Below are 19,417 nucleotides of genomic sequence, written 5' to 3'. Positions count from 1 at the left end.
CGGTTTTCAACCCTGCCTTTCGCAAGAAAGGCAGGGTTTTTTTATTTGCGCGCTTTGAGGATCACGAACTTCGGCGTGGTGGCGACTTGCTCGACCCCACGGAACAACCGCGCCAGCTTAGTGTGATAACCCAGGTGGCGGTTGCCCACGATGTACAGGGCACCACCGACCACCAGGCTTTCCCGGGCTTGCTGGAACATGCGCCAGGCGAGGAAATCACCCACCACCTGTTGCTGGTGGAACGGCGGATTGCACAGCACCACGTCCAGCGATTGAGGTTCCTGGCCGGCCAGGCCATCGCCGGCGCGCACGCTCACTTCGCGCTCGCCTAGCGCGGCACGCCAGTTCTCGGCGGCTGATTGCACGGCCATATAAGACTCGTCCACCAGGGTGTACTGCGCGTCGGGGTTGTGCAGGGCGCTGGCAATCGCCAATACGCCATTGCCGCAGCCCAGGTCTGCCACACGGGCGCTGCCCAGGTTCTTTGGCAGGTGGGGCAGGAAGGCACGGGTGCCGATGTCCAGGCCTTCGCGGCAGAACACGTTGGCATGGTTGAGCAGTTCGATGGCCGGCGCTTCCAGGGCATAACGCGTCGGGTAGGGCGATACCGCCGTTGGGCGATCCGCTGGGGTCGCGATCAGCAACCGCGCCTTTTTCACCGCCAGGGAGGCGTGCATCGGGCCGATGTAGCGTTCCAGCAAGTCACCCGCGGCCCGTGGCAGGTGCTTGACCATGCCCGCGGCGATCACTTCGGCACCCGGGGCCAATTGGCCTTGCAGGCGGATCAGTTGTTCCTCCAGCAGTGCCAGGGTCTTGGGTACGCGGATCAGCACGCGATCGAACGGTCCGCTCGGCACCTGGCTCGCCGGGACGAACGTGACCGCGTCAAACGCCTTGCCGTTGCGTGCCAGGTTTTTCTCCAGGCCCAGGGCAGCGAGGAATGAGTCGCCGCTGGAGGTGACCTGCACGTGCCCCTCGAGGCTGGCGGCCAGGGCGCCAAAACTGTCGTTGAGCACCAGCACACGGGTTGTGGTTGCCGGCTGCTGTTCGGCCAGGTAGCTGAGCAAATACTCGTCGGCCGCATCGAAGGCCTGCAAGGGGTCGTTGTGTTGCTCTGGCTGGCGAATCAGATCGAGCTGGGCGAAGGGGCTGTCGAGCAGGGGCATGGCGGGGGAGGCTCTGGGTCATCGATGAGTGTTCGGCCGGCTGCGTAGGCGCTGGCGGAACCGTCGGAGTGAACTGCGAAGCGGCGCTTGAAGCACTGCGTCAACACTCAGAATTGGCTGCAAATGTTACTTTTTTTTCGGTGTAATTACATGCGGCGATTGATAGGACACTCAAAACAAGCCTGCTTTCGAGGCCGTGAGCACAGCTGCAATCTTGTTATTGACCCCTAACTTGATGAAAGAATTTTTCAAATGAAAGCCTACCGTACGTTCCGAGAGGCAAAGAATCGTCGCGATGTCCCCGGCGGTCTTGCCCATGGCCGACCATTTAAGAATCTCAGTTTCTCGGGGCGATAGCTTGTTGGGGGGCGGTGGAGCGGGCTTGTCTGCGTATTTTTGTGCGACCACCGCGTGCATCGCGTGGCACATCCACAACACCTGGCCGGCTTTTTCGTAAAGTTCTTCCAGGCTGACATCACCTTCGCCGCGCCCCAAGGTCAACATACTGAATACGCCCTGGAAGTCGTGGACCGATTGGCTCCAGCCTAAGTGCACACCGAACGATTGCGCCAGGTCCCACAAGTTGGGCGTGGCATGGAAGGCTTTTTCCTCCCAGACAATCGGAAGCACGCAACGTTTACAGTGGCCTACAACGGGGTCTACATCATAGAAGTGCGCTTGCTTATAAATCGTGTTCCATTCATTGGGGTAATTGTTTATCTGGATGGGTTCAGTTTGATTTTTAGGTAATTGGGAACTCATCGTAAATGAGCAGAATTGGAAGCCGAGCTCGTAGGTGTGGTTGACAACCATTTCAAACACACTGGTGATCTCGCTCTCGCCTTCCAGTTTGGGGAGCCGTGTGTTGCGCCAGTTAAGCATGAGTAAATCTCCATAGGTTCTCCGTGACTTGGGTACGTCCTAATCCCCCAAAGCAGCACGAAATTGAGTGTAGGACATAGCCTACTGACGCTGGTGAAAAAAAAGTTATGGAAAACTTGGCTTTAGAGGCTTATGCCTTGTACAACGCGTTGCTTTTGGTACGAATTATTCAGTCTTCGAGAAAAATCTTTTATTTTAATGGTTTACCGCTAGTGCCAAAGTGATAGCTAACAAGTGTCCAGCAACATTTAGCGAATTATTCCGAGCTTCCTAATAGCGAAATGATTAGTTTTGACTGTTTGTCTATTACTGTTCCAAAAAAGTTACGCAAATCCACTCAAAGGGCCGGAGAAACCCTGAACGCCACAATGCCAGTACAAAACAGCGGTGTTTGCGGGCGCCGCTTTGAGGGACACTAGCGGCCTGTGCAAAACGGAGTTCCCCATGACGGCCAGTGCTGAGAAATTCACCCGCCAAACCTTGCTCGATGTGCAATCGCTGACCCCTAGTCTGTTCACCTTGCGCACAACCCGCGACTCCGGCTTTCGGTTCACGGCTGGCCAGTTTGTACGCCTGGGCGTTACCAAGGCCGATGGCAGTACCGTGTGGCGCGCTTATTCCCTGGTGTCTTCACCGTTTGATGAGCATCTGGACTTCTTCTCCATCGTCGTTCCGGGCGGCGAATTCACCAGCGAGCTGAGCCGCTTGCAGGTGGGCGATACCTTGATGGTGGAGCGTCAGGCCACGGGTTTCCTGACCCTGAACCGCTTTGTGGATGGGCGCGACTTGTGGCTGCTGGGCACCGGCACCGGGGTGGCGCCCTTCCTGTCGATCCTGCAGGACTTTGAAGTCTGGGAAAAATTCGAGCGCATCATCCTCGTGTACAGCGCACGGGAAGCCAAGGAGCTCGCGTATCAAACGCTGATCAAGTCGTTGGGCGAGCGTGAATACCTGGCTGAGTACGCGCACAAACTCACCTACATCCCGATTGTCACCCGTGAGCAGCACCCTGGCGCCTTGAATGGGCGCATCACCACACTGATCGAAAATGGCGAGCTTGAGCGTGCAGCCGGTGTCGAATTGACCCCGGAACATTCCCGCGTGCTGATTTGCGGCAACCCGCAGATGGTCGATGACACACGGCAATTGCTCAAGCAGCGCGGTATGAACCTGAGCTTGAGCCGGCGCCCCGGCCAGGTGGCGGTGGAAAACTACTGGTAATAAAAAAGGCGCCTCCAGCAGGCGCCTTTTTCTCAAGCCGGTCTTTACAGGCGCGGCTTGTCATTCTGTGCCTTGAGCAGATCGCGGATCTCGCCCAGCAACACTTCTTCCTTGGTCGGCGTCGGCGGCAGGCTGGGTGCCACGGCCTCCTCACGTTTCAGGCGGTTGATCGCCTTCACGCCCATGAAGATGGCGAACGCAATAATCACGAAGTCAATGATGCTCTGGATGAACTTGCCGTAGGCCAGTACCACCGCCGGAGCGTCACCTTGTGCCGCCTTGAGCGTTATCGCCAAATCGCCAAAGTCCACCCCCCCGATCAGCAGGCCGAGTGGCGGCATCACCACATCGCCTACAAACGAGGAAACAATTTTGCCGAAGGCGGCGCCGATGATAATACCGACGGCCATATCGACCACATTACCTTTGACCGCGAAGGCCTTGAACTCACTGATCACGCCCATAGGTTATTCCTTGTTACAGATGAGAAGGGTGGAGGTCAGTGTAAGTCAGTCGTAGAGGGCTTGCCCGACACAACTGTTAACACTGTTGATTTTTATCGACACATTAAATCGCAAATAGTTTGCAAAGTGCCACCAATCGCGCGCGAAATAGCCGCCATTTCAGTGGCTTACCATCTTATTTTATCAATCGGGTTGGTACGGCTTTTCTATTTATCTTCCGGCGCTCGGGTCACTAGCCTCTGGCAAGCACAACTGAATGTGCATTAAAAAAACCAGAGGAAACCTCGATGAAGACCCCCATGAGTCGCAGGCCTGTATCCGCGCGAGTCGCGCTGGCATTGGCCACCGCCAGCCTGCTGTCCCTCTCTGTGCAAGCCGCCAACCTGACCCGCGATAACGGCGCAGCGGTTGGCGACAACCAGAACTCGCAAACGGCCGGCGCCAACGGCCCGGTGCTGCTGCAAGATGTGCAACTGATCCAGAAACTGCAGCGCTTCGACCGCGAGCGCATCCCGGAGCGTGTGGTGCACGCACGTGGCACCGGCGCTCACGGTACCTTCACGGTCACCGACTCGCTCAGCGACCTGACCAAGGCCAAGGTGTTCGCCGCTGGCGAAGCCACCCCGGTGTTCGTGCGCTTCTCGGCGGTGGTCCACGGCAACCATTCGCCGGAAACCTTGCGTGACCCACGCGGCTTTGCCACTAAGTTCTACACCGCCGAAGGTAACTGGGACTTGGTGGGCAACAACTTCCCGACCTTCTTTATCCGCGACGCCATCAAGTTCCCGGATATGGTTCATGCGTTCAAGCCAGACCCGCGCACTAACCTGGATGACGACTCGCGCCGTTTCGACTTCTTCTCCCATGTTCCGGAAGCCACTCGCACGCTCACCGAGTTGTATTCCGACTCCGGCACGCCAGCCAGTTACCGGGAAATGGACGGCAACGGCGTACATGCCTACAAGTTGGTCAACGCCAAGGGTGAAGTGCACTACGTCAAGTTCCACTGGAAGAGCCTGCAAGGCATCAAGAACCTGGACCCCAAACAAGTCACCGACGTACAGGGGCGTGACTACAGCCATATGACCCATGACTTGGTCACCCATATCAACAAGGGCGACTTCCCCAAGTGGGACTTGTATGTGCAAGTGCTCAAGCCTGAGGACTTGGCCAAGTTCGACTTCGACCCCTTGGACGCCACCAAGATCTGGCCGAATGTGCCCGAGCGCAAAGTGGGGCAGATGGTCCTGAACCGCAACCCGGCGAATGTGTTCCAGGAAACCGAGCAAGTGGCCATGGCCCCCGCCAACCTGGTGCCGGGCATCGAGCCGTCGGAAGACCGCCTGCTGCAAGGTCGGGTCTTTTCCTACGCCGACACCCAGATGTACCGCCTGGGTCCGAACGCCCTGCAACTGCCGATCAACGCTCCCCGGGTGACCGTCAACAACGGTAACCAGGATGGCGCGATGAACATCGGCAAGACCACCAGCGGCGTGAACTACCAGCCAAGTCGCCTGGAACCGCGGGAAGAACCGCAAACCGCGCGCTACAGCCAGACGCCGCTGTCGGGCAGCACCCAGCAGGCGAAGATCCAGCGTGAGCAGAACTTCAAGCAGGCCGGTGATCTTTACCGCAGCTACAGCAAGAAAGAGCGCCAGGACTTGATCGAAAACTTTGGCGGCTCGTTGGCCAGCACCGATGACGAGAGCAAGCACATCATCCTGTCGTTCCTCTACAAGGCGGACCCGGAATACGGCACCGGTGTGACCAAAGTGGCCAAGGGCGATCTGGCACGCGTGAAGGCGCTGGCCGAAAAACTCACCGACTAACCCCACACCCCTGTAGGAGCCGGCTTGCCGGCGATGGCGCCGTTGAAATATATGCAATCTTCAAGGGCCTCATCGCCGGCAAGCCGGCTCCTACAAAGGGCGTGTTTTACGGAGGATGTGTGATGCGAATCTTGATGGGCGCCGTGCTGGCTTGCCTGGCGTTCGGCGCATGGGCCGAGCCTGCCGACCCTGCGAAGCTCAAGGCACAACTGCAGGATTATTACTTCGACGCCGCCCGCCGTGGCGACCTCGACATGCTCAACACCTTTATCGAGTCCGGCTACAGCCTCAACACCCAAGACGACAAGGGCTACACCGCGCTGATCCTCGCCGCCTACCACGGCCAGGGTCCGTTCGTGGAGCGCTTGCTCAGCGCCGGCGCCGACGCCTGTGTGCAGGACAAGCGCGGCAACACCGCACTGATGGGCGCGATCTTCAAGGGTGAGCTGAAAATCGCCCAGCGCCTGCTGGCCACCGACTGCAACCCCGACCAGCGCAACGGTGCCGGGCAGACCGCCGCCATGTACGCCGGGCTGTTCAAGCGGGTCGAGCTGCTCGATACCCTCAAGGCCAAGGGCGCCGACCTGAATGCCGAAGACCCGATCGGCAACAGTGCTTCACGATTGGCCAGTGGTGAAATCCGGACCCCGGCGCCGCGCTGAGCTATCATCGCGGTTTTTCGGTTGGAGGTTCTCAAATGGCAAAGGCCAAGCGCATGTACGGCTGCACGGAGTGCGGCGCGACCTTTCCCAAGTGGGCCGGCCAGTGCACCGAGTGCGGTGCGTGGAACACCCTGACTGAAACCATGATCGAAAGCGGTGGCGCCGCGGCCCCCACCGGCCGTGCCGGTTGGACCGGGCAGCAGGCGCAGATCAAGACCCTGGCCGAAGTCAGCGTCGAAGAAATCCCGCGCTTCTCCACCGCTTCCGGTGAGCTGGACCGAGTGCTCGGCGGCGGCCTGGTGGACGGCTCGGTGGTGTTGATCGGCGGCGACCCGGGCATCGGCAAGTCGACCATCCTGCTGCAGACCCTGTGCAGCATCGCCAGCCGCATGCCGGCGCTGTACGTCACCGGTGAGGAATCCCAGCAACAAGTGGCCATGCGCGCACGGCGCCTGGGCCTGCCCCAGGACCAGCTGCGGGTCATGACCGAAACCTGCATTGAAAGCATCATCGCCACGGCGCGCATCGAAAAGCCCAAGGTGATGGTGATCGACTCGATCCAGACGATTTTCACCGAACAACTGCAATCGGCGCCGGGCGGCGTGTCCCAGGTGCGCGAAAGTGCGGCACTGCTGGTGCGCTATGCCAAGCAGAGTGGCACGGCGATCTTCCTGGTGGGCCATGTGACCAAAGAGGGCGCGCTGGCCGGGCCACGGGTGCTGGAGCATATGGTCGACACCGTGCTGTATTTCGAAGGCGAGTCCGATGGCCGCCTGCGCCTGTTGCGCGCGGTGAAGAACCGTTTCGGTGCAGTGAACGAGTTGGGCGTGTTTGCCATGACCGACCGGGGCTTGAAAGAAGTCTCCAATCCATCGGCGATTTTTCTCACACGTGCTCAGGAAGAAGTCCCGGGCAGCGTGGTAATGGCGACGTGGGAAGGCACCCGGCCAATGCTGGTGGAGGTGCAAGCCCTGGTCGATGACAGCCACTTGGCCAACCCACGCCGCGTGACGTTGGGCTTGGATCAGAACCGCCTGGCCATGTTGCTCGCGGTGTTGCACCGTCACGGCGGCATTCCGACCCACGATCAGGACGTGTTCCTCAACGTGGTCGGCGGGGTCAAGGTGCTGGAGACCGCGTCCGACCTGGCGTTGATGGCGGCGGTCATGTCGAGCCTGCGCAACCGGCCGTTGCCTCACGACCTGCTGGTGTTTGGCGAGGTGGGCCTGTCGGGCGAAGTGCGCCCGGTGCCCAGTGGCCAGGAGCGCCTGAAGGAAGCGGCCAAGCACGGCTTCAAACGCGCGATCGTGCCCAAGGGCAACGCGCCTAAGGAGTCGCCGCCGGGCTTGCAGATCATTGCTGTCACGCGCCTGGAGCAGGCGTTGGATGCACTTTTTGAATAAGCCAGGGAGGGATGCCATGCAACGTTCGAAATACTGGGGCGCGCTCGCCCTGTTTGTGGCCTTGGCCGGGTTGCCCGCGTTGGCATGGGCTGAACTGCCAGCGGGTTACCGCCTGGCGCAAAAGCTGGCGACGGAGGACGGCAGTGTCCTGCAGGTGCTGGAGGACCAGCGCATCAGCGCTCAACTGCACAAGGACAGTTGGGGCAACGGGCTCGATGAGGACTCCTTCGACGAGCCTGGCGACCTGGTGGAAAACCCGTTGCTGGAGGCCCAGGTGCAGCTGGTGTCGGCTTCCGGCGAGGTGATCGCCCACGAAGACCTCGGCTACCCGCTGGCCGAACTCAAAAAGGCGTCGCTCAAGGGGTTGCCGCAACCTGTGTATTTTTTGACCATCGACCAGACCGCGCCCATGGGCAGCTACAGCGGCCCGGCCACGCAACTGCTGATGCCCGCCACACAACACCTCAAACCAATGGCTTTCAAAGGCACCGATGGCAAGGTCAAGCCACTGACCCTGGCCCAGACCGGCAAGGCCGCCTGGCAAGCTGCGACGCCCGCCGCTGGCGGCGTGGATGAACTGCTGCAAGTGTCGTCCTTCATGGACGGTGACGGCGACGAAGACTTTGTCACCCGTTACACCACCTACCGTTTTGCCGACGGCCTGTGGCAGGCTGCGTCGACTCAGAAAGCCGGCTTCTGGGAGTCGGAAGGCGACTTCCCGGCACGTACGGCGTTTCCCTGAAGGCTAAACCTCGAGCAATGCACCCAGTTCGCGGTGCAGCTCATCCTCATCGCCCAGGTTCAGTTCGACCAGTCGCTTCAGGTGGCTGATCGATTCCAAGTCAATTTCCTTGCACACAAAACCCAACTGCCCGTGATCGTCATGGGCCAGCTTTACCTGCATCTTGATATGCGCCTGTGGGTCCAGCCGGATATCCACGTCAAATAGGCGCTTGCCATTGCCTCGCCAGTCGTCAGGGCGCTCCACCAGCAACCCGTGCAGCGACAAGTCCACCAGTTGCACCGGCGAATTCCAGCTGTCCTGGGCAATGGTCGTCCTGGCATCAAAGGCGATACGTCGAAAACGGCGGCGGTCAGACGGTTGCTCGGTCATTGGTTAAACCCTCTGTGAATAGAAGGATTGTAGCCTTGCGCCATCACCCGGCTTTTATTTCTGCTTTTTTTGCGATGGCAAGGCTCTAGACCAACGTAGGGGGGTGGTCTTTGAAGCCAACAGCGCTAAACTCGGGATGGCTGTCCTTTCTGTCCACCCTGGCTGGAATATAAAAATGAAAAATAATAATAGCCTGCTACGCCACCTACCCTGGCTGGTGCTGGCAATCGTAGGAGCGTGCGCCCTGGGCGTAGTGGCCTTGCGCCGCGGCGAGGCGATCAACGCCTTGTGGATTGTGGTCGCTGCGGTGGCCATCTACCTGGTTGCATACCGCTACTACAGCCTGTTCATCGCGAATAACGTGATGCAACTCGATCCACGACGGGCCACCCCCGCAGTGCTCAACAATGACGGTCTGGACTATGTGCCGACCAACAAACACATCCTTTTCGGTCACCACTTTGCGGCGATTGCCGGTGCAGGCCCGCTGGTCGGCCCGGTGCTGGCGGCGCAAATGGGCTACCTGCCCGGCACGCTCTGGCTGATTGCCGGCGTGGTGCTGGCCGGTGCGGTGCAGGACTTCATGGTCTTGTTCCTGTCCACTCGTCGCAACGGCCGTTCCCTGGGGGACATGGTCCGCGAAGAAATGGGGCGTATCCCGGGGACCATCGCGCTGTTCGGCTGCTTCCTGATCATGATCATCATCCTCGCGGTGCTGGCGCTGATCGTGGTCAAGGCCCTGGCCGAGAGCCCATGGGGCATCTTCACCGTGATGGCGACCATCCCGATCGCGATGTTCATGGGCGTGTACATGCGTTACGTCCGTCCGGGCCGCATCGGCGAGATCTCGATCATCGGCGTGCTGTTGCTGCTGGGTTCCATTTGGCTGGGCGGGCAGATTGCCGCCGACCCGGTCTGGGCCAAGGCCTTCACCTTCACGGGCATCCAGATCACCTGGATGCTGATCGGCTACGGTTTCGTCGCTGCGGTACTGCCGGTGTGGCTGATCCTGGCACCGCGTGACTACCTCTCCACCTTCCTCAAAATCGGCACCATCATCGCCCTGGCGATCGGCATCCTGGTCACCATGCCAGAGCTGAAAATGCCGGCCCTGACCCAATTCATCGACGGCACCGGCCCGGTGTGGAAGGGCGGCCTGTTCCCGTTCCTGTTCATCACCATTGCCTGTGGCGCGGTCTCGGGTTTCCACGCGCTGATCTCCTCGGGCACCACGCCCAAGTTGCTGGATAACGAAACCAACGCGCGCTACATCGGTTACGGCGGCATGTTGATGGAGTCGTTCGTGGCCATCATGGCGATGGTTGCCGCATCGGTGATCGAGCCTGGCGTGTACTTCGCCATGAACAGCCCGGCTGCCGTGGTGGGTAGCGATGTGGTGGCTGTGGCGCAAACTGTCAGCAGCTGGGGCTTCGCAATTACCCCGGAAGCCTTGACGGCGGTCGCCCATGACATCGGAGAAACCACGATCCTGGCCCGTGCCGGTGGTGCGCCGACCTTGGCAGTGGGGATCGCGCAGATCCTGCACAGCGTGTTGCCGGGTGAGAACACCATGGCGTTCTGGTACCACTTTGCAATCCTGTTCGAGGCGCTGTTCATCCTCACGGCAGTGGATGCGGGTACCCGCGCCGGTCGTTTCATGCTGCAAGACTTGCTGGGTTCCTTCGTTCCGGCGCTCAAACGTACCGAGTCCTGGACCGCCAACCTGATCGCGACCGCAGGTTGCGTGGCGATGTGGGGTTACCTGCTGTACCAAGGCGTGATCGACCCACTGGGTGGCATCAACACCTTGTGGCCGCTGTTCGGTATCTCCAACCAGATGCTGGCCGGTATCGCGCTGATGCTTGCCACCGTTGTGCTGATCAAAATGAAACGCCAGCGCTACATCTGGGTGACCATGCTGCCGGCCGTGTGGCTGCTGATCTGCACCACCACCGCGGGCTTCATCAAGCTGTTCGACGCCAACCCGGCGATCGGCTTCCTGTCGCTGGCGAAGAAGTACAGTGATGCATTGGCCAATGGCCAGATCCTCGCCCCGGCGAAGAGCATCGACCAGATGCAGCACGTGATCTGGAACGCCTACACCAACGCAACGCTGACGGCGCTGTTCCTGTTCGTGGTCTTCAGCATCCTGTTCTATGCGCTCAAGGTCGGTGTCGCCGCCTGGGGCAACAAGGAACGTACGGATAAAGAAGCCCCGTTCCAGGCCGTACCGGACGCATGATCGAGGATTGCAACCATGTTCAATGACATCAGTCGCCTCGGTAAATACCTCGGTCAGGCCGCGCGCCTGATGGTCGGCATGCCCGACTACGACACGTACGTCGAGCATATGCAAACCAAACACCCGGACAAACCGGTGATGGACTACAAGGCGTTCTTCCGGGAACGCCAGGAAGCCCGTTACGGTGGCAAGGGTGGGCCCAAGTGCTGCTGACCCGGTATTCGGGCTGGCGGTGATCCACTGTGGGAGCGGGCTTGCTCGCGAAGGCGGTCTGTCAGTTGATGTATGTGCTGACTGATAAACCGCCTTCGCGAGCAAGCCCGCTCCCACATTTGTTTTGTGTTCCTTCAGTTATAAGGAGAACTGCTTTTGTCCTCTCCCATCCCCGTCACAGTCCTCAGCGGCTTTCTCGGCGCCGGCAAGACCACCTTGCTGCGCCACCTGCTCAAGGCCGAGCACGGCTTGAAAATCGCCGTGATCGAAAACGAATTCAGTGACGCCGGTATCGACACCCAGCTATTGGGCGCCGAGCCGGTGCAAGTCATGACCCTGTCCAACGGCTGCGTGTGCTGCACCATCCACACCGACCTGACCAAAGCCCTGTACCTGCTGCTCGAACGCCTGGACAGCGGCGAAATCGCCTTCGACCGCCTGGTGATCGAGTGCACCGGCCTGGCCGACCCAGCGCCCGTGGCCCAGACCTTTTTCATCGATGAAGAGCTGCGCGAGCGCTACATCCTCGACGGCATCATTACCCTGGTGGACGCGGCTCACGCCGAGCATCATCTGACCCAGACCATCGCCCAGGCCCAGATCGGCTTTGCCGACCGCCTGCTGGTGAGCAAACGTGACCTGGTGGACGACGCCACCTTCGACGCCCTCAGCCAGCGTCTCACCCGTATCAACCGCCGTGCGCCGATTCGTGTGGTCGACCACGGCAACATCGACCTGGCCGAGCTGCTCGATGTGCGCGGCTTCAACCTCAACGCCGGCATGAGCTTGCGCCCGGTGAGTGCTGCGCCGTCCATCGATCGCATCTCCAGCCTGGTGTTGCGCACTGACCAGCCGCTGGATATCGACCGCCTCAGCGAGTTCATGAACGCGTTGCTGGAAGACCATGGCAAGCAGCTGCTGCGCTACAAAGGCGTGCTGAACATCGCCGGGGAAGACCGGCGACTGGTGTTCCAGGGCGTGCTCAAGCTCTACGGTTTCGATTGGGACACCGAATGGGCCGAGGACGAAGCGCGTGAAAGCGTGATCGTATTCATTGCCGATGAACTGCCCGAAGACAAGATCCGCCAAGGTTTCCAGCAGCTGTACCAGCCGGAATAAACTGCCCTTGCGAACTGTTATCTCATCAGGCAGGTGAGATCGCAGAGGCAGACCCATGGTGAAAGTGGCACGGATCAACGCAGGCATTGGGGGCAGTGCCAATGCCGGCTAATTATGTTTCCTGGAAAACCCCGATCGGCATGAAAGTGCACCGGGTCGCCAAGTTCAAACAGCGCTCGGCGTTGAGTAATAACGCCGCGATCAAGGAGATGCCCGGCGTGCAGAACGGCGCCTGCATCGGGCTGGCGTTTGCGTGGTTGCGGCGCAGGCTGCAGCAACCGTCGGAGACGCCGCAGCGGCGCATACAGTACCTGGGGCAGGAAGACACGCTGTACAAGGTCGATGTGGATTGCAGCTCCTTCAATCGCTGCTACTACAGGTCCGCCCGTGGCATCGAACGAATTGTCGCGGCAGCGCCCAATATCTGCGGCATGTCGAGCCGTTCGGCCATCGAAGCGAGCGGGCTGACGGGCTTGGAGGTATTGGCCAGTCATCTCGACGAGACCCTGCCGGGCTATTACCTGTGGGAATGCACCTTTACCGAGGGCGTCACGTCCCACGCTTTTGCCTTGTACGCCGACGGCAGCGGGATGAGTTTTTTCGACCCCAACTCGGGCGAGTACCGTATCGGGTCGAAGGGCAAGCTGGCCTTCTTCAAGCAGCTGTACAACCACTACCGGCATTACGTGTCGATGAAAGGCGTCAAGGCCGACCTTCAATTCGACAAGCTGTACCTGATTCAGCTGGGACGCCTGTAGTCGGGCACCCTGTTGGCCTGCTCATCAAGCCGAAGCCCAGGCCGTCGGAATAAACCGCGATCACCGACTGTTATTTCAACAGGCACGTTCAGACGTCGGAGATCGACCCCATGGCCACGGCAGCACAGATCCAAGCGGGCAGAAAGAGTGACGGCAAACTGGCCCAGACCTACCGGGCCAAGACCGGCATGATGACTTTCACCTACCAGGCCTATACCGGGCCTGGCGCGGCGATGATGAGCATCGGCAGCGAAAACGGTGACCCGCTCGCCCAGTTGAAACGCACTTCCATCGATAAGGCCCTGCAAGTGCTGGCGGCCAAGGGCTTCAGCCTGCCGCCGATCACCTTCCTCTGCTCGGCCACCGAGGGCGTGCCGTGCATTGCCTGCATGGGTAACCTGCGCGGCGGCCCCGAATACACCGTCTTCATGGGCCCCAAGACCGGGCAGCACAACCCGCAGATCCAGCTCAACGGCATTGAAGGTGGCTTGGGCAAGGACCCGGGAAGGGGCGTCGCCGACCAGGTGTACGACGGCACCCAGCGTTGGTTCGGCGACCCGAAGATGCATGGGCATGCCGCGACCGTGGTGATCCACGAAATCGGCCATATCCTTCACGAGATGAATCAGCCCGAGACGTTCTGGACCTTCAAGCTCGGTGCGCAAGACCCGTCGATCACGCTCAAGGCGGCCAACAACGGTACGGCGGTGAGCATGTACGCCATGACCAACCCGCTGGAGTTCGTGGCGGAAACCTTTGCCGCCCACCTGTCGGGCAAGTCTTTTGATAGCGGTGTGAGCAACTTCTACCGTGAGATAGGCGGTGCGCTGCCACCTTCGGGCAGCTTTTAAACGGGCAAAAAAAAGCGCCGACGTTGCCGTCAGCGCTTTTTTTCAAGCGACTGCAATCAGGCGCCGTAGACCGGCAGCTTTTTGCAGATGGCCTTGACCTTCTCACGGACCGCGTCGATCACGGCTTCGTTGTTCAGGTCTGCCAGGATGTCGCAGATCCAGCCGGCCAGTTCCTTGCACTCTGCTTCCTTGAAGCCACGAGTGGTCACAGCCGGGGTGCCGAAGCGCAGGCCGGAGGTGACGAACGGGGAACGTGGGTCGTTTGGCACGGAGTTCTTGTTCACGGTGATGAAGGCTTTGCCCAGGGCAGCGTCAGCATCTTTACCGGAAATGTCCTGCTTGATCAGCGACAGCAGGAACAGGTGGTTCTCGGTACCGCCAGACACTACGTCAAAGCCGCGCTCGATGAACACGCTGGCCATGGCCTGGGCGTTCTTGACCACTTGTTGCTGGTAGGTCTTGAACTCAGGCTGCAGCGCTTCCTTGAAGCAGATCGCTTTAGCAGCGATCACATGCTCCAGCGGGCCACCTTGGGCGCCTGGGAATACGGCAGAGTTCAGCTTCTTCTCGATGTCGGCGTTGGCGCGAGCCAGGATCAGGCCGCCACGTGGACCGCGCAGGGTCTTGTGGGTGGTGGTGGTCACGACGTCAGCGAAAGGCACCGGGTTCGGGTAGACGCCCGCAGCCACCAGGCCGGCTACGTGAGCCATGTCGACGAACAGGTAGGCGCCGACTTTGTCAGCGATAGCGCGGAAGCGTGGGAAGTCCAGGATCTGCGAGTAGGCAGAGAAACCGGCCACGATCATTTTTGGCTTGTGCTCGACCGCCAGGCGCTCGACTTCGTCGTAGTCGATCAGGCCGTTGGCATCGATACCGTACTGGACGGCGTTGTACAGCTTGCCGGAGGAGGAAACGCTGGCGCCGTGGGTCAGGTGACCACCGTGGGCCAGGCTCATGCCCAGGATGGTGTCGCCGCCTTGCAGCAGGGCCAGGTACACGGCGCTGTTGGCTTGGGAACCGGCGTGCGGCTGGACGTTGGCGTAGTCGGCGCCGAACAGCTCTTTGGCGCGGTCGATGGCCAGTTGCTCAACCACGTCGACGTACTCGCAACCGCCGTAGTAGCGCTTGCCTGGGTAACCTTCGGCGTACTTGTTGGTCAAGACCGAACCTTGAGCCTCCATCACCGCTGGGCTGGTGTAGTTTTCCGAAGCGATCAGCTCAATGTGCTCTTCCTGGCGCACGGCTTCTTGCTCCATGGCGGCAAAGAGATCGGCGTCGTACTTGGCAATAGTCAAATCACGGCTGAACATGGCGGTCCTCAAGGATCGGGGGCAGAAAAGGAGGGCATTCTAACCCAATGGGTTTTAGATGGCATATGAAAGGACATCATGTCGCGGACAAGTGGGGTTCACTTAGGGATGAGTGGTGCCTGTGAGGGCCCCTTCGCGAGCAAGCCCGCTCCCACACTTGACCGAGTTCCATCTTTGAAATGCGGTCGAGTGTGGGAGCGGGCTTGCTCGCGAAGAGGCCAGTGGCCTCACTACACAGTCTCAATCGAACATGAACAGCGCATCATTGCTGAACTGCGCCTCGAACCGATTCGCCGGCATCGGCCGCCCGAACAGGTAGCCCTGAACCTCATCGCACCCATGCTCACGCAGGAAGTCGAGTTGTTCGTGGGTTTCCACACCTTCGGCGATCACCGCCAGGTTGAGGCTGTGGGCCATGGCGATAATGGCGCGGGCGATCTGCGCGTCCTGCTCGCCGGACGGCAGGCCGTCGACGAAGGTGCGGTCGATCTTCAGCACGTCGATGGGGAATTGCTTGAGGTAGTTGAGCGACGAATAACCGGTGCCGAAGTCGTCGACCGCGATGCTCAGGCCCAGGTTTTTCAGGCTGTCGAGGATCTGCATCGCTTCGTTGACTTCACGCATCAGGATACTTTCGGTCAGCTCCAGCTCCAGGCACGCCGGTGGCAGGCCGGTGTCCTTGAGGATGGTGGCAATGCGCTCACCCAACTGGCCGTCCGAAAACTGCCGCGCGGAGATGTTCACCGACACCTTCGGCACGCGCACCTTGTTCTGGTGCCAGGTCTTGAGTTGGCGGCAGGCTTCGCTGAGTACCCAGTCGCCCACGTCCACCACCAGCCCCAACTCTTCCAGCACCGGGATGAAGTCCCCTGGCGGCACCAGCCCGCGACGCGGGTGGCGCCAGCGCAGCAAGGCTTCGGCGCCGGTCAGGCGTTTGCCGTCGCCGCTGAACTGCGGTTGGTAATAGAGCACGAATTCGTTCTGGTCCAGGGCGTGGCGCAGGTCGCTTTCCAGCTCCAGGCGCTCCAGGGCACTGGCGTTCATGTCGGCCTGGTAGAACTGGAAGTTGTTCTTGCCGCGTTCCTTGGCGTGATACATCGCCGTGTCGGCGTTTTTCATCAGTTGGCTGAGCTCGTTGCCGTCCTGGGGGCTCAAGGCGATGCCGATACTGGCCGTCACAAAGAACTCACGGCCTTCGAGCACGAAGGGCTTTACCAGGCTGGCCAGGATCTGCTCGGCCACGTGGATCGCCCGGTTCAGCGCCATTTCGCGGCTGACCCGCGGTTGCAGGAGCAGGGTGAACTCGTCGCCGCCCATGCGCGCCACGGTGTCGTCTTCGGCCACGCAGCCCAACAGGCGGGTGGCCATTTCCTTGAGCATGCGGTCGCCGGCGGCGTGGCCCAGGGAGTCGTTGATCGGCTTGAAGCGGTCGAGGTCGAGGAACATCAGCACCACCCACGACTTCTGCCGCTCGGCCGATTGCAGCGCGGTGTGCAGGCGGTCCTGGAACAGCGTGCGGTTGGGCAGGTGAGTCAGGGCGTCGTAGTAGGCCAGGCGGTGGATGCGCTGCTCGCTGGCCTTGCGCTCGCTGATATCGCTGAAGAAACACACATAGCTGGCCAGGTCGCCTTCATCGTCGAACACGGCGGTAATGCCGACCCAGGCCGGGTAGTGCTCACCGTTGCGGCGCTTGAGCCACACTTCGCCTTCCCAGGTGCTGTGCTGGTGCAACTGTTTGAGCACATAACGTAGGTGGGCTTCCTGTTGCTCGTCGACGGTGAGCATGTTGGGCAACTGGTCGAGCACATCGCTCACCGCATACCCGCTGACCCGGCTGAACGCTTCGTTGGCCTGCACGATATAGCCGGCCGGGTCGGTGATCAGGATCGCCGAGGTGGAGTGCTCGAATACTGTGGCCGCCATGCGCAGGTCTTTCTCGGCGCGGCGTTGTTGGCTGATGTCGCGGCCGACGCCGAGGATGCCTTCAAATGCACCGTGCTCGTCCCACACCAGCACCAGGCGCAGTTCGATCGGCACCTTGCGGCCATCGGCGCGCAGGCAGTCGAACAGGAACAGTTGGGTTTGCACTTCGTCGCGCAGCTGGTTCAGCGCTGCGGTATCGCCCAGTGCGCGGCTGACCCGCTCCACCAGGCTATAAATGCCGCTCAGTTGCTGCGGGTTGGCGATGATCGACTGCCAGCCATTCTTGAACACCCAGTCCACGTCATAACCCAGCACCGCACTGACCGACGGGCTGATGTAGTTGAGGGCCAACTGGCTGTCGGTGGAGCAGATCACGTCGCTGATGCTTTCGGCCAGCATGCGGTAGCGCTGTTCGCTGTCACGCAGGGATTCGCTGGCTTCGATCTGGTCGGTCACGTCCTTGGCCACGCCGATGATCCGCGTGACCACGGCGGTCTTGTCCCGGGCCAGGGCCTGTTCGCGGATCTCGAAGCGACGCCACTGGTTGTTGCGGTGGCGAAAGCGCAACTGGCATTGCAATTGGGTGCTGTAGCCGGCCTGGCGCTGCTGCTGGCGCAGGTCGTGGTAATGCTCGGCGTCTTCGGGGTGCAGCAGGATCTCCCAGAAGTACTCGCCCATTTGCTGCAGTTCGGCCTTGTTGTAGCCGAGGGTGTGGCCCAGGTGGTGGTTGCTGAAAATCATGCGCTGGCTGATCACGTCCTGCACATACAGGTGGTCAGGCACGGTGCGTACCACGTCCGACCAGAAGCTCTCGCGCTCCACCAGCGACAGTTCGATCAGCTTGCGGCTGGTGATGTCGCTGATGCTGAGGATCACCGCCTTGAAGTCATCCTGCTGCTCCGGCAGGCGCATCACCAGCCACAGGTACTGTTCGTTGCCGGCGACATCGTTGAGCTGGATTTCCAGTTCCAGCTGCTTCTGCTGGGTCAGCACCGCCTCGAGCACCTGGTAGCCGATGGCCGTGGCGTTGCGCGGGCAATCGTCGATCAGGCGCTCCCACGCCTCTTCGCACGAGCCTACGTTGAGCAGGCGCACCGCCACCTGGTTGACCTCGGTGATGCGCAGTTCCTTGAGCAGTTGCTGGCGCTCGGCGGGGTTGTCCTGCAGCCAGTCGTGCAATTGCTCGCGGCTGTGCAACTGCGCCCTGTCGAAGAACGCATTGAGCCCCGACAGGTCGAGCACGCACAGGGCCACGCCGGTGCCTTCGAAAATATCCTGGTAGCGCCGCCGGCCTTCATGCACCTGGCGCTGGCGGCGGCGCATGTTCAGCAGCACGATCACCGGGATCAGGGAGAACGCCAGGCCCAGCAGGCATTTGCCAATAAACGCCGGCAGCAGTTGCTCAAGCACCGCCGTGCGGTCGAACAGGCCGCGCAGTTGCCAATCGCTTTTGCTCAGGGGGGTGACCAGCACGCTCTTGTTCAATTCGTCCGGGGTGAGGGCGGAGGCCCATTGCGCCGGCATGCCGCTGTCACGGGCGACCACGCGATGGTTCACGCGGTTCTCGATGGCCCACACCGGGCGCTGACCCTGGCCGTCCTGGCGGGTGAGGTTGGTCAGGTAACTGGGTGCCAGGCGCAGCGCCCAGTACATCCGCGAACCGCCGCTGGGCTGGTGCAGCAGCAGGTAGATGATGGTGCCGTCGTTGTTGTTGCTCAGGTAATAAGGCTGGGAGTGGCTGCGTTGCACCAACTCTTCCAGCCAGGCGCCGTCCTGGCTGTCCTTGGCGCTGTCGCTGATCATCGCACCGCTGGGGGCCAGCAGGGCGACGCTGCGCAGCTCCGGCAACGAGCGTTGCAGGGTGCGCATCAGGGCCTGTTGCTGTTCATCGTTGCGCGGCGGCTCGACCATCGGGAGCAGGTTCAGCGCGATCTTTGCGCTCAGGGCCATGTTCAGGCTGATCTGTTCAGCCAGGTCGGCGCTGTAGTCGATGGTGTATTGCTGCTGGTTTTTCTGGTTTTGCTGCAACTGGTCCAGCAGTTGCCAGAACAACAGTGCGAGCAACATGAGGACAAGCGTCGCCAATGCGCCTTTGAGGGTGCCGTGCAGGGGCGCTCCCGGCGCTATATGAGCGGCGCGCAGGGGAGTTGGCGGCGTGACTTTGGACAAGCTGTGATCCTGCGGTTTGGCTGGACTGGCGCGCGACGTGCACTATAAGCCGGACGCCCGGAGGGCGGCTAGCATGCCTTGACTTGTGGCA

16 protein-coding genes are annotated in these 19,417 nt (G+C 60.8%); 10 read left to right on the top strand and 6 right to left on the bottom strand.

What is annotated here, in order from left to right:
* Nucleotides 1-41: 41 nt before the first annotated feature.
* Both ACVWVP_RS19050 and ACVWVP_RS19045 read right to left on the bottom strand, forming a co-directional pair.
* Nucleotides 42-1,166: a methyltransferase gene (locus ACVWVP_RS19050; protein ID WP_178919489.1), complete on the bottom strand. Its 1,125-nt coding sequence runs from the start codon at nt 1,164-1,166 to the stop codon at nt 42-44.
* Nucleotides 1,167-1,337: 171 nt separating this feature from the next.
* Complete coding sequence (locus tag ACVWVP_RS19045) at nt 1,338-2,048, bottom strand: helix-turn-helix transcriptional regulator (protein WP_178919491.1); 711 nt, start codon at nt 2,046-2,048, stop codon at nt 1,338-1,340.
* 444 nt (nt 2,049-2,492) lie between these two features.
* Here ACVWVP_RS19045 and ACVWVP_RS19040 point away from each other — a divergent pair, with 444 nt between their 5' ends.
* On the top strand, nt 2,493-3,269 hold the full coding sequence (locus ACVWVP_RS19040; protein ID WP_259175141.1) for a ferredoxin--NADP reductase: 777 nt from the start codon (nt 2,493-2,495) through the stop codon (nt 3,267-3,269).
* A gap of 44 nt (nt 3,270-3,313) precedes the next feature.
* On the opposite strand, the gene mscL is transcribed toward ACVWVP_RS19040, so the two are convergent.
* Nucleotides 3,314-3,733 (bottom strand): large-conductance mechanosensitive channel protein MscL, encoded by a 420-nt coding sequence (mscL, locus tag ACVWVP_RS19035; RefSeq protein WP_178919494.1) that lies wholly within the window; start codon nt 3,731-3,733, stop codon nt 3,314-3,316.
* 287 nt (nt 3,734-4,020) lie between these two features.
* Between mscL and katB the strand changes: the two genes are divergently transcribed.
* From katB to ACVWVP_RS19015, 4 genes are all read left to right on the top strand, one after another.
* Entirely contained in the window at nt 4,021-5,562 is a 1,542-nt protein-coding gene (gene katB / locus ACVWVP_RS19030; RefSeq protein WP_457407574.1) for a catalase KatB, read from the top strand.
* A 122-nt stretch (nt 5,563-5,684) separates the two neighbouring features.
* On the top strand, nt 5,685-6,224 hold the full coding sequence (locus ACVWVP_RS19025) for an ankyrin repeat domain-containing protein (RefSeq protein ID WP_457407573.1): 540 nt from the start codon (nt 5,685-5,687) through the stop codon (nt 6,222-6,224).
* Between the two features lie 35 nt (nt 6,225-6,259).
* Nucleotides 6,260-7,627, top strand: coding sequence for a DNA repair protein RadA (gene radA / locus ACVWVP_RS19020; RefSeq protein ID WP_016973846.1), 1,368 nt, complete (start codon nt 6,260-6,262; stop codon nt 7,625-7,627).
* Between the two features lie 16 nt (nt 7,628-7,643).
* The gene (locus tag ACVWVP_RS19015; RefSeq protein WP_457407572.1) at nt 7,644-8,369 is read left to right on the top strand and encodes a hypothetical protein; all 726 of its coding nucleotides are present in this window, start codon (nt 7,644-7,646) and stop codon (nt 8,367-8,369) included.
* 3 nt (nt 8,370-8,372) lie between these two features.
* On the opposite strand, the gene ACVWVP_RS19010 is transcribed toward ACVWVP_RS19015, so the two are convergent.
* The gene (locus ACVWVP_RS19010; protein ID WP_178919502.1) at nt 8,373-8,741 is read right to left on the bottom strand and encodes a PilZ domain-containing protein; all 369 of its coding nucleotides are present in this window, start codon (nt 8,739-8,741) and stop codon (nt 8,373-8,375) included.
* Nucleotides 8,742-8,916: 175 nt separating this feature from the next.
* On the opposite strand from ACVWVP_RS19010, the gene ACVWVP_RS19005 reads away from it, so the two are divergent.
* From ACVWVP_RS19005 to ACVWVP_RS18985, 5 genes are all read left to right on the top strand, one after another.
* A complete protein-coding gene (locus ACVWVP_RS19005; protein ID WP_178919504.1) occupies nt 8,917-10,983 on the top strand; it encodes a carbon starvation CstA family protein in 2,067 nt (688 codons plus the stop codon).
* Between the two features lie 15 nt (nt 10,984-10,998).
* Nucleotides 10,999-11,196 (top strand): YbdD/YjiX family protein, encoded by a 198-nt coding sequence (locus ACVWVP_RS19000; RefSeq protein ID WP_003194308.1) that lies wholly within the window; start codon nt 10,999-11,001, stop codon nt 11,194-11,196.
* 156 nt (nt 11,197-11,352) lie between these two features.
* Entirely contained in the window at nt 11,353-12,315 is a 963-nt protein-coding gene (yjiA, locus tag ACVWVP_RS18995; RefSeq protein ID WP_457407571.1) for a GTPase, read from the top strand.
* A 101-nt stretch (nt 12,316-12,416) separates the two neighbouring features.
* Nucleotides 12,417-13,073, top strand: coding sequence for a YopT-type cysteine protease domain-containing protein (locus tag ACVWVP_RS18990; RefSeq protein ID WP_256732816.1), 657 nt, complete (start codon nt 12,417-12,419; stop codon nt 13,071-13,073).
* Between the two features lie 110 nt (nt 13,074-13,183).
* Entirely contained in the window at nt 13,184-13,924 is a 741-nt protein-coding gene (locus tag ACVWVP_RS18985) for a hypothetical protein (protein WP_457407569.1), read from the top strand.
* A gap of 56 nt (nt 13,925-13,980) precedes the next feature.
* Here ACVWVP_RS18985 and glyA read toward each other — a convergent pair whose 3' ends face one another.
* Nucleotides 13,981-15,234 (bottom strand): serine hydroxymethyltransferase, encoded by a 1,254-nt coding sequence (gene glyA / locus ACVWVP_RS18980; RefSeq protein ID WP_058427701.1) that lies wholly within the window; start codon nt 15,232-15,234, stop codon nt 13,981-13,983.
* A gap of 240 nt (nt 15,235-15,474) precedes the next feature.
* Nucleotides 15,475-19,326: a sensor domain-containing protein gene (locus ACVWVP_RS18975; RefSeq protein WP_178919510.1), complete on the bottom strand. Its 3,852-nt coding sequence runs from the start codon at nt 19,324-19,326 to the stop codon at nt 15,475-15,477.
* Between the last annotated feature and the right edge of the window lie 91 nt (nt 19,327-19,417).

Source organism: Pseudomonas sp. TE24901 (genome assembly GCF_054058375.1).
Note: the sequence above shows the minus strand (reverse complement) of the source record. Positions and strands in the feature narration are given on the sequence as shown.

Coding starts and splice junctions, on each gene's coding strand:
- ACVWVP_RS19050 (WP_178919489.1), bottom strand. CDS start 1,166: ATGCCCCTGCTCGACAGCCCCTTCGCCCAGCTCGATCTGATTCGCCAG.
- ACVWVP_RS19045 (WP_178919491.1), bottom strand. CDS start 2,048: ATGCTTAACTGGCGCAACACACGGCTCCCCAAACTGGAAGGCGAGAGC.
- ACVWVP_RS19040 (WP_259175141.1), top strand. CDS start 2,493: ATGACGGCCAGTGCTGAGAAATTCACCCGCCAAACCTTGCTCGATGTG.
- mscL (WP_178919494.1), bottom strand. CDS start 3,733: ATGGGCGTGATCAGTGAGTTCAAGGCCTTCGCGGTCAAAGGTAATGTG.
- katB (WP_457407574.1), top strand. CDS start 4,021: ATGAAGACCCCCATGAGTCGCAGGCCTGTATCCGCGCGAGTCGCGCTG.
- ACVWVP_RS19025 (WP_457407573.1), top strand. CDS start 5,685: ATGCGAATCTTGATGGGCGCCGTGCTGGCTTGCCTGGCGTTCGGCGCA.
- radA (WP_016973846.1), top strand. CDS start 6,260: ATGGCAAAGGCCAAGCGCATGTACGGCTGCACGGAGTGCGGCGCGACC.
- ACVWVP_RS19015 (WP_457407572.1), top strand. CDS start 7,644: ATGCAACGTTCGAAATACTGGGGCGCGCTCGCCCTGTTTGTGGCCTTG.
- ACVWVP_RS19010 (WP_178919502.1), bottom strand. CDS start 8,741: ATGACCGAGCAACCGTCTGACCGCCGCCGTTTTCGACGTATCGCCTTT.
- ACVWVP_RS19005 (WP_178919504.1), top strand. CDS start 8,917: ATGAAAAATAATAATAGCCTGCTACGCCACCTACCCTGGCTGGTGCTG.
- ACVWVP_RS19000 (WP_003194308.1), top strand. CDS start 10,999: ATGTTCAATGACATCAGTCGCCTCGGTAAATACCTCGGTCAGGCCGCG.
- ACVWVP_RS18990 (WP_256732816.1), top strand. CDS start 12,417: ATGCCGGCTAATTATGTTTCCTGGAAAACCCCGATCGGCATGAAAGTG.
- ACVWVP_RS18985 (WP_457407569.1), top strand. CDS start 13,184: ATGGCCACGGCAGCACAGATCCAAGCGGGCAGAAAGAGTGACGGCAAA.
- glyA (WP_058427701.1), bottom strand. CDS start 15,234: ATGTTCAGCCGTGATTTGACTATTGCCAAGTACGACGCCGATCTCTTT.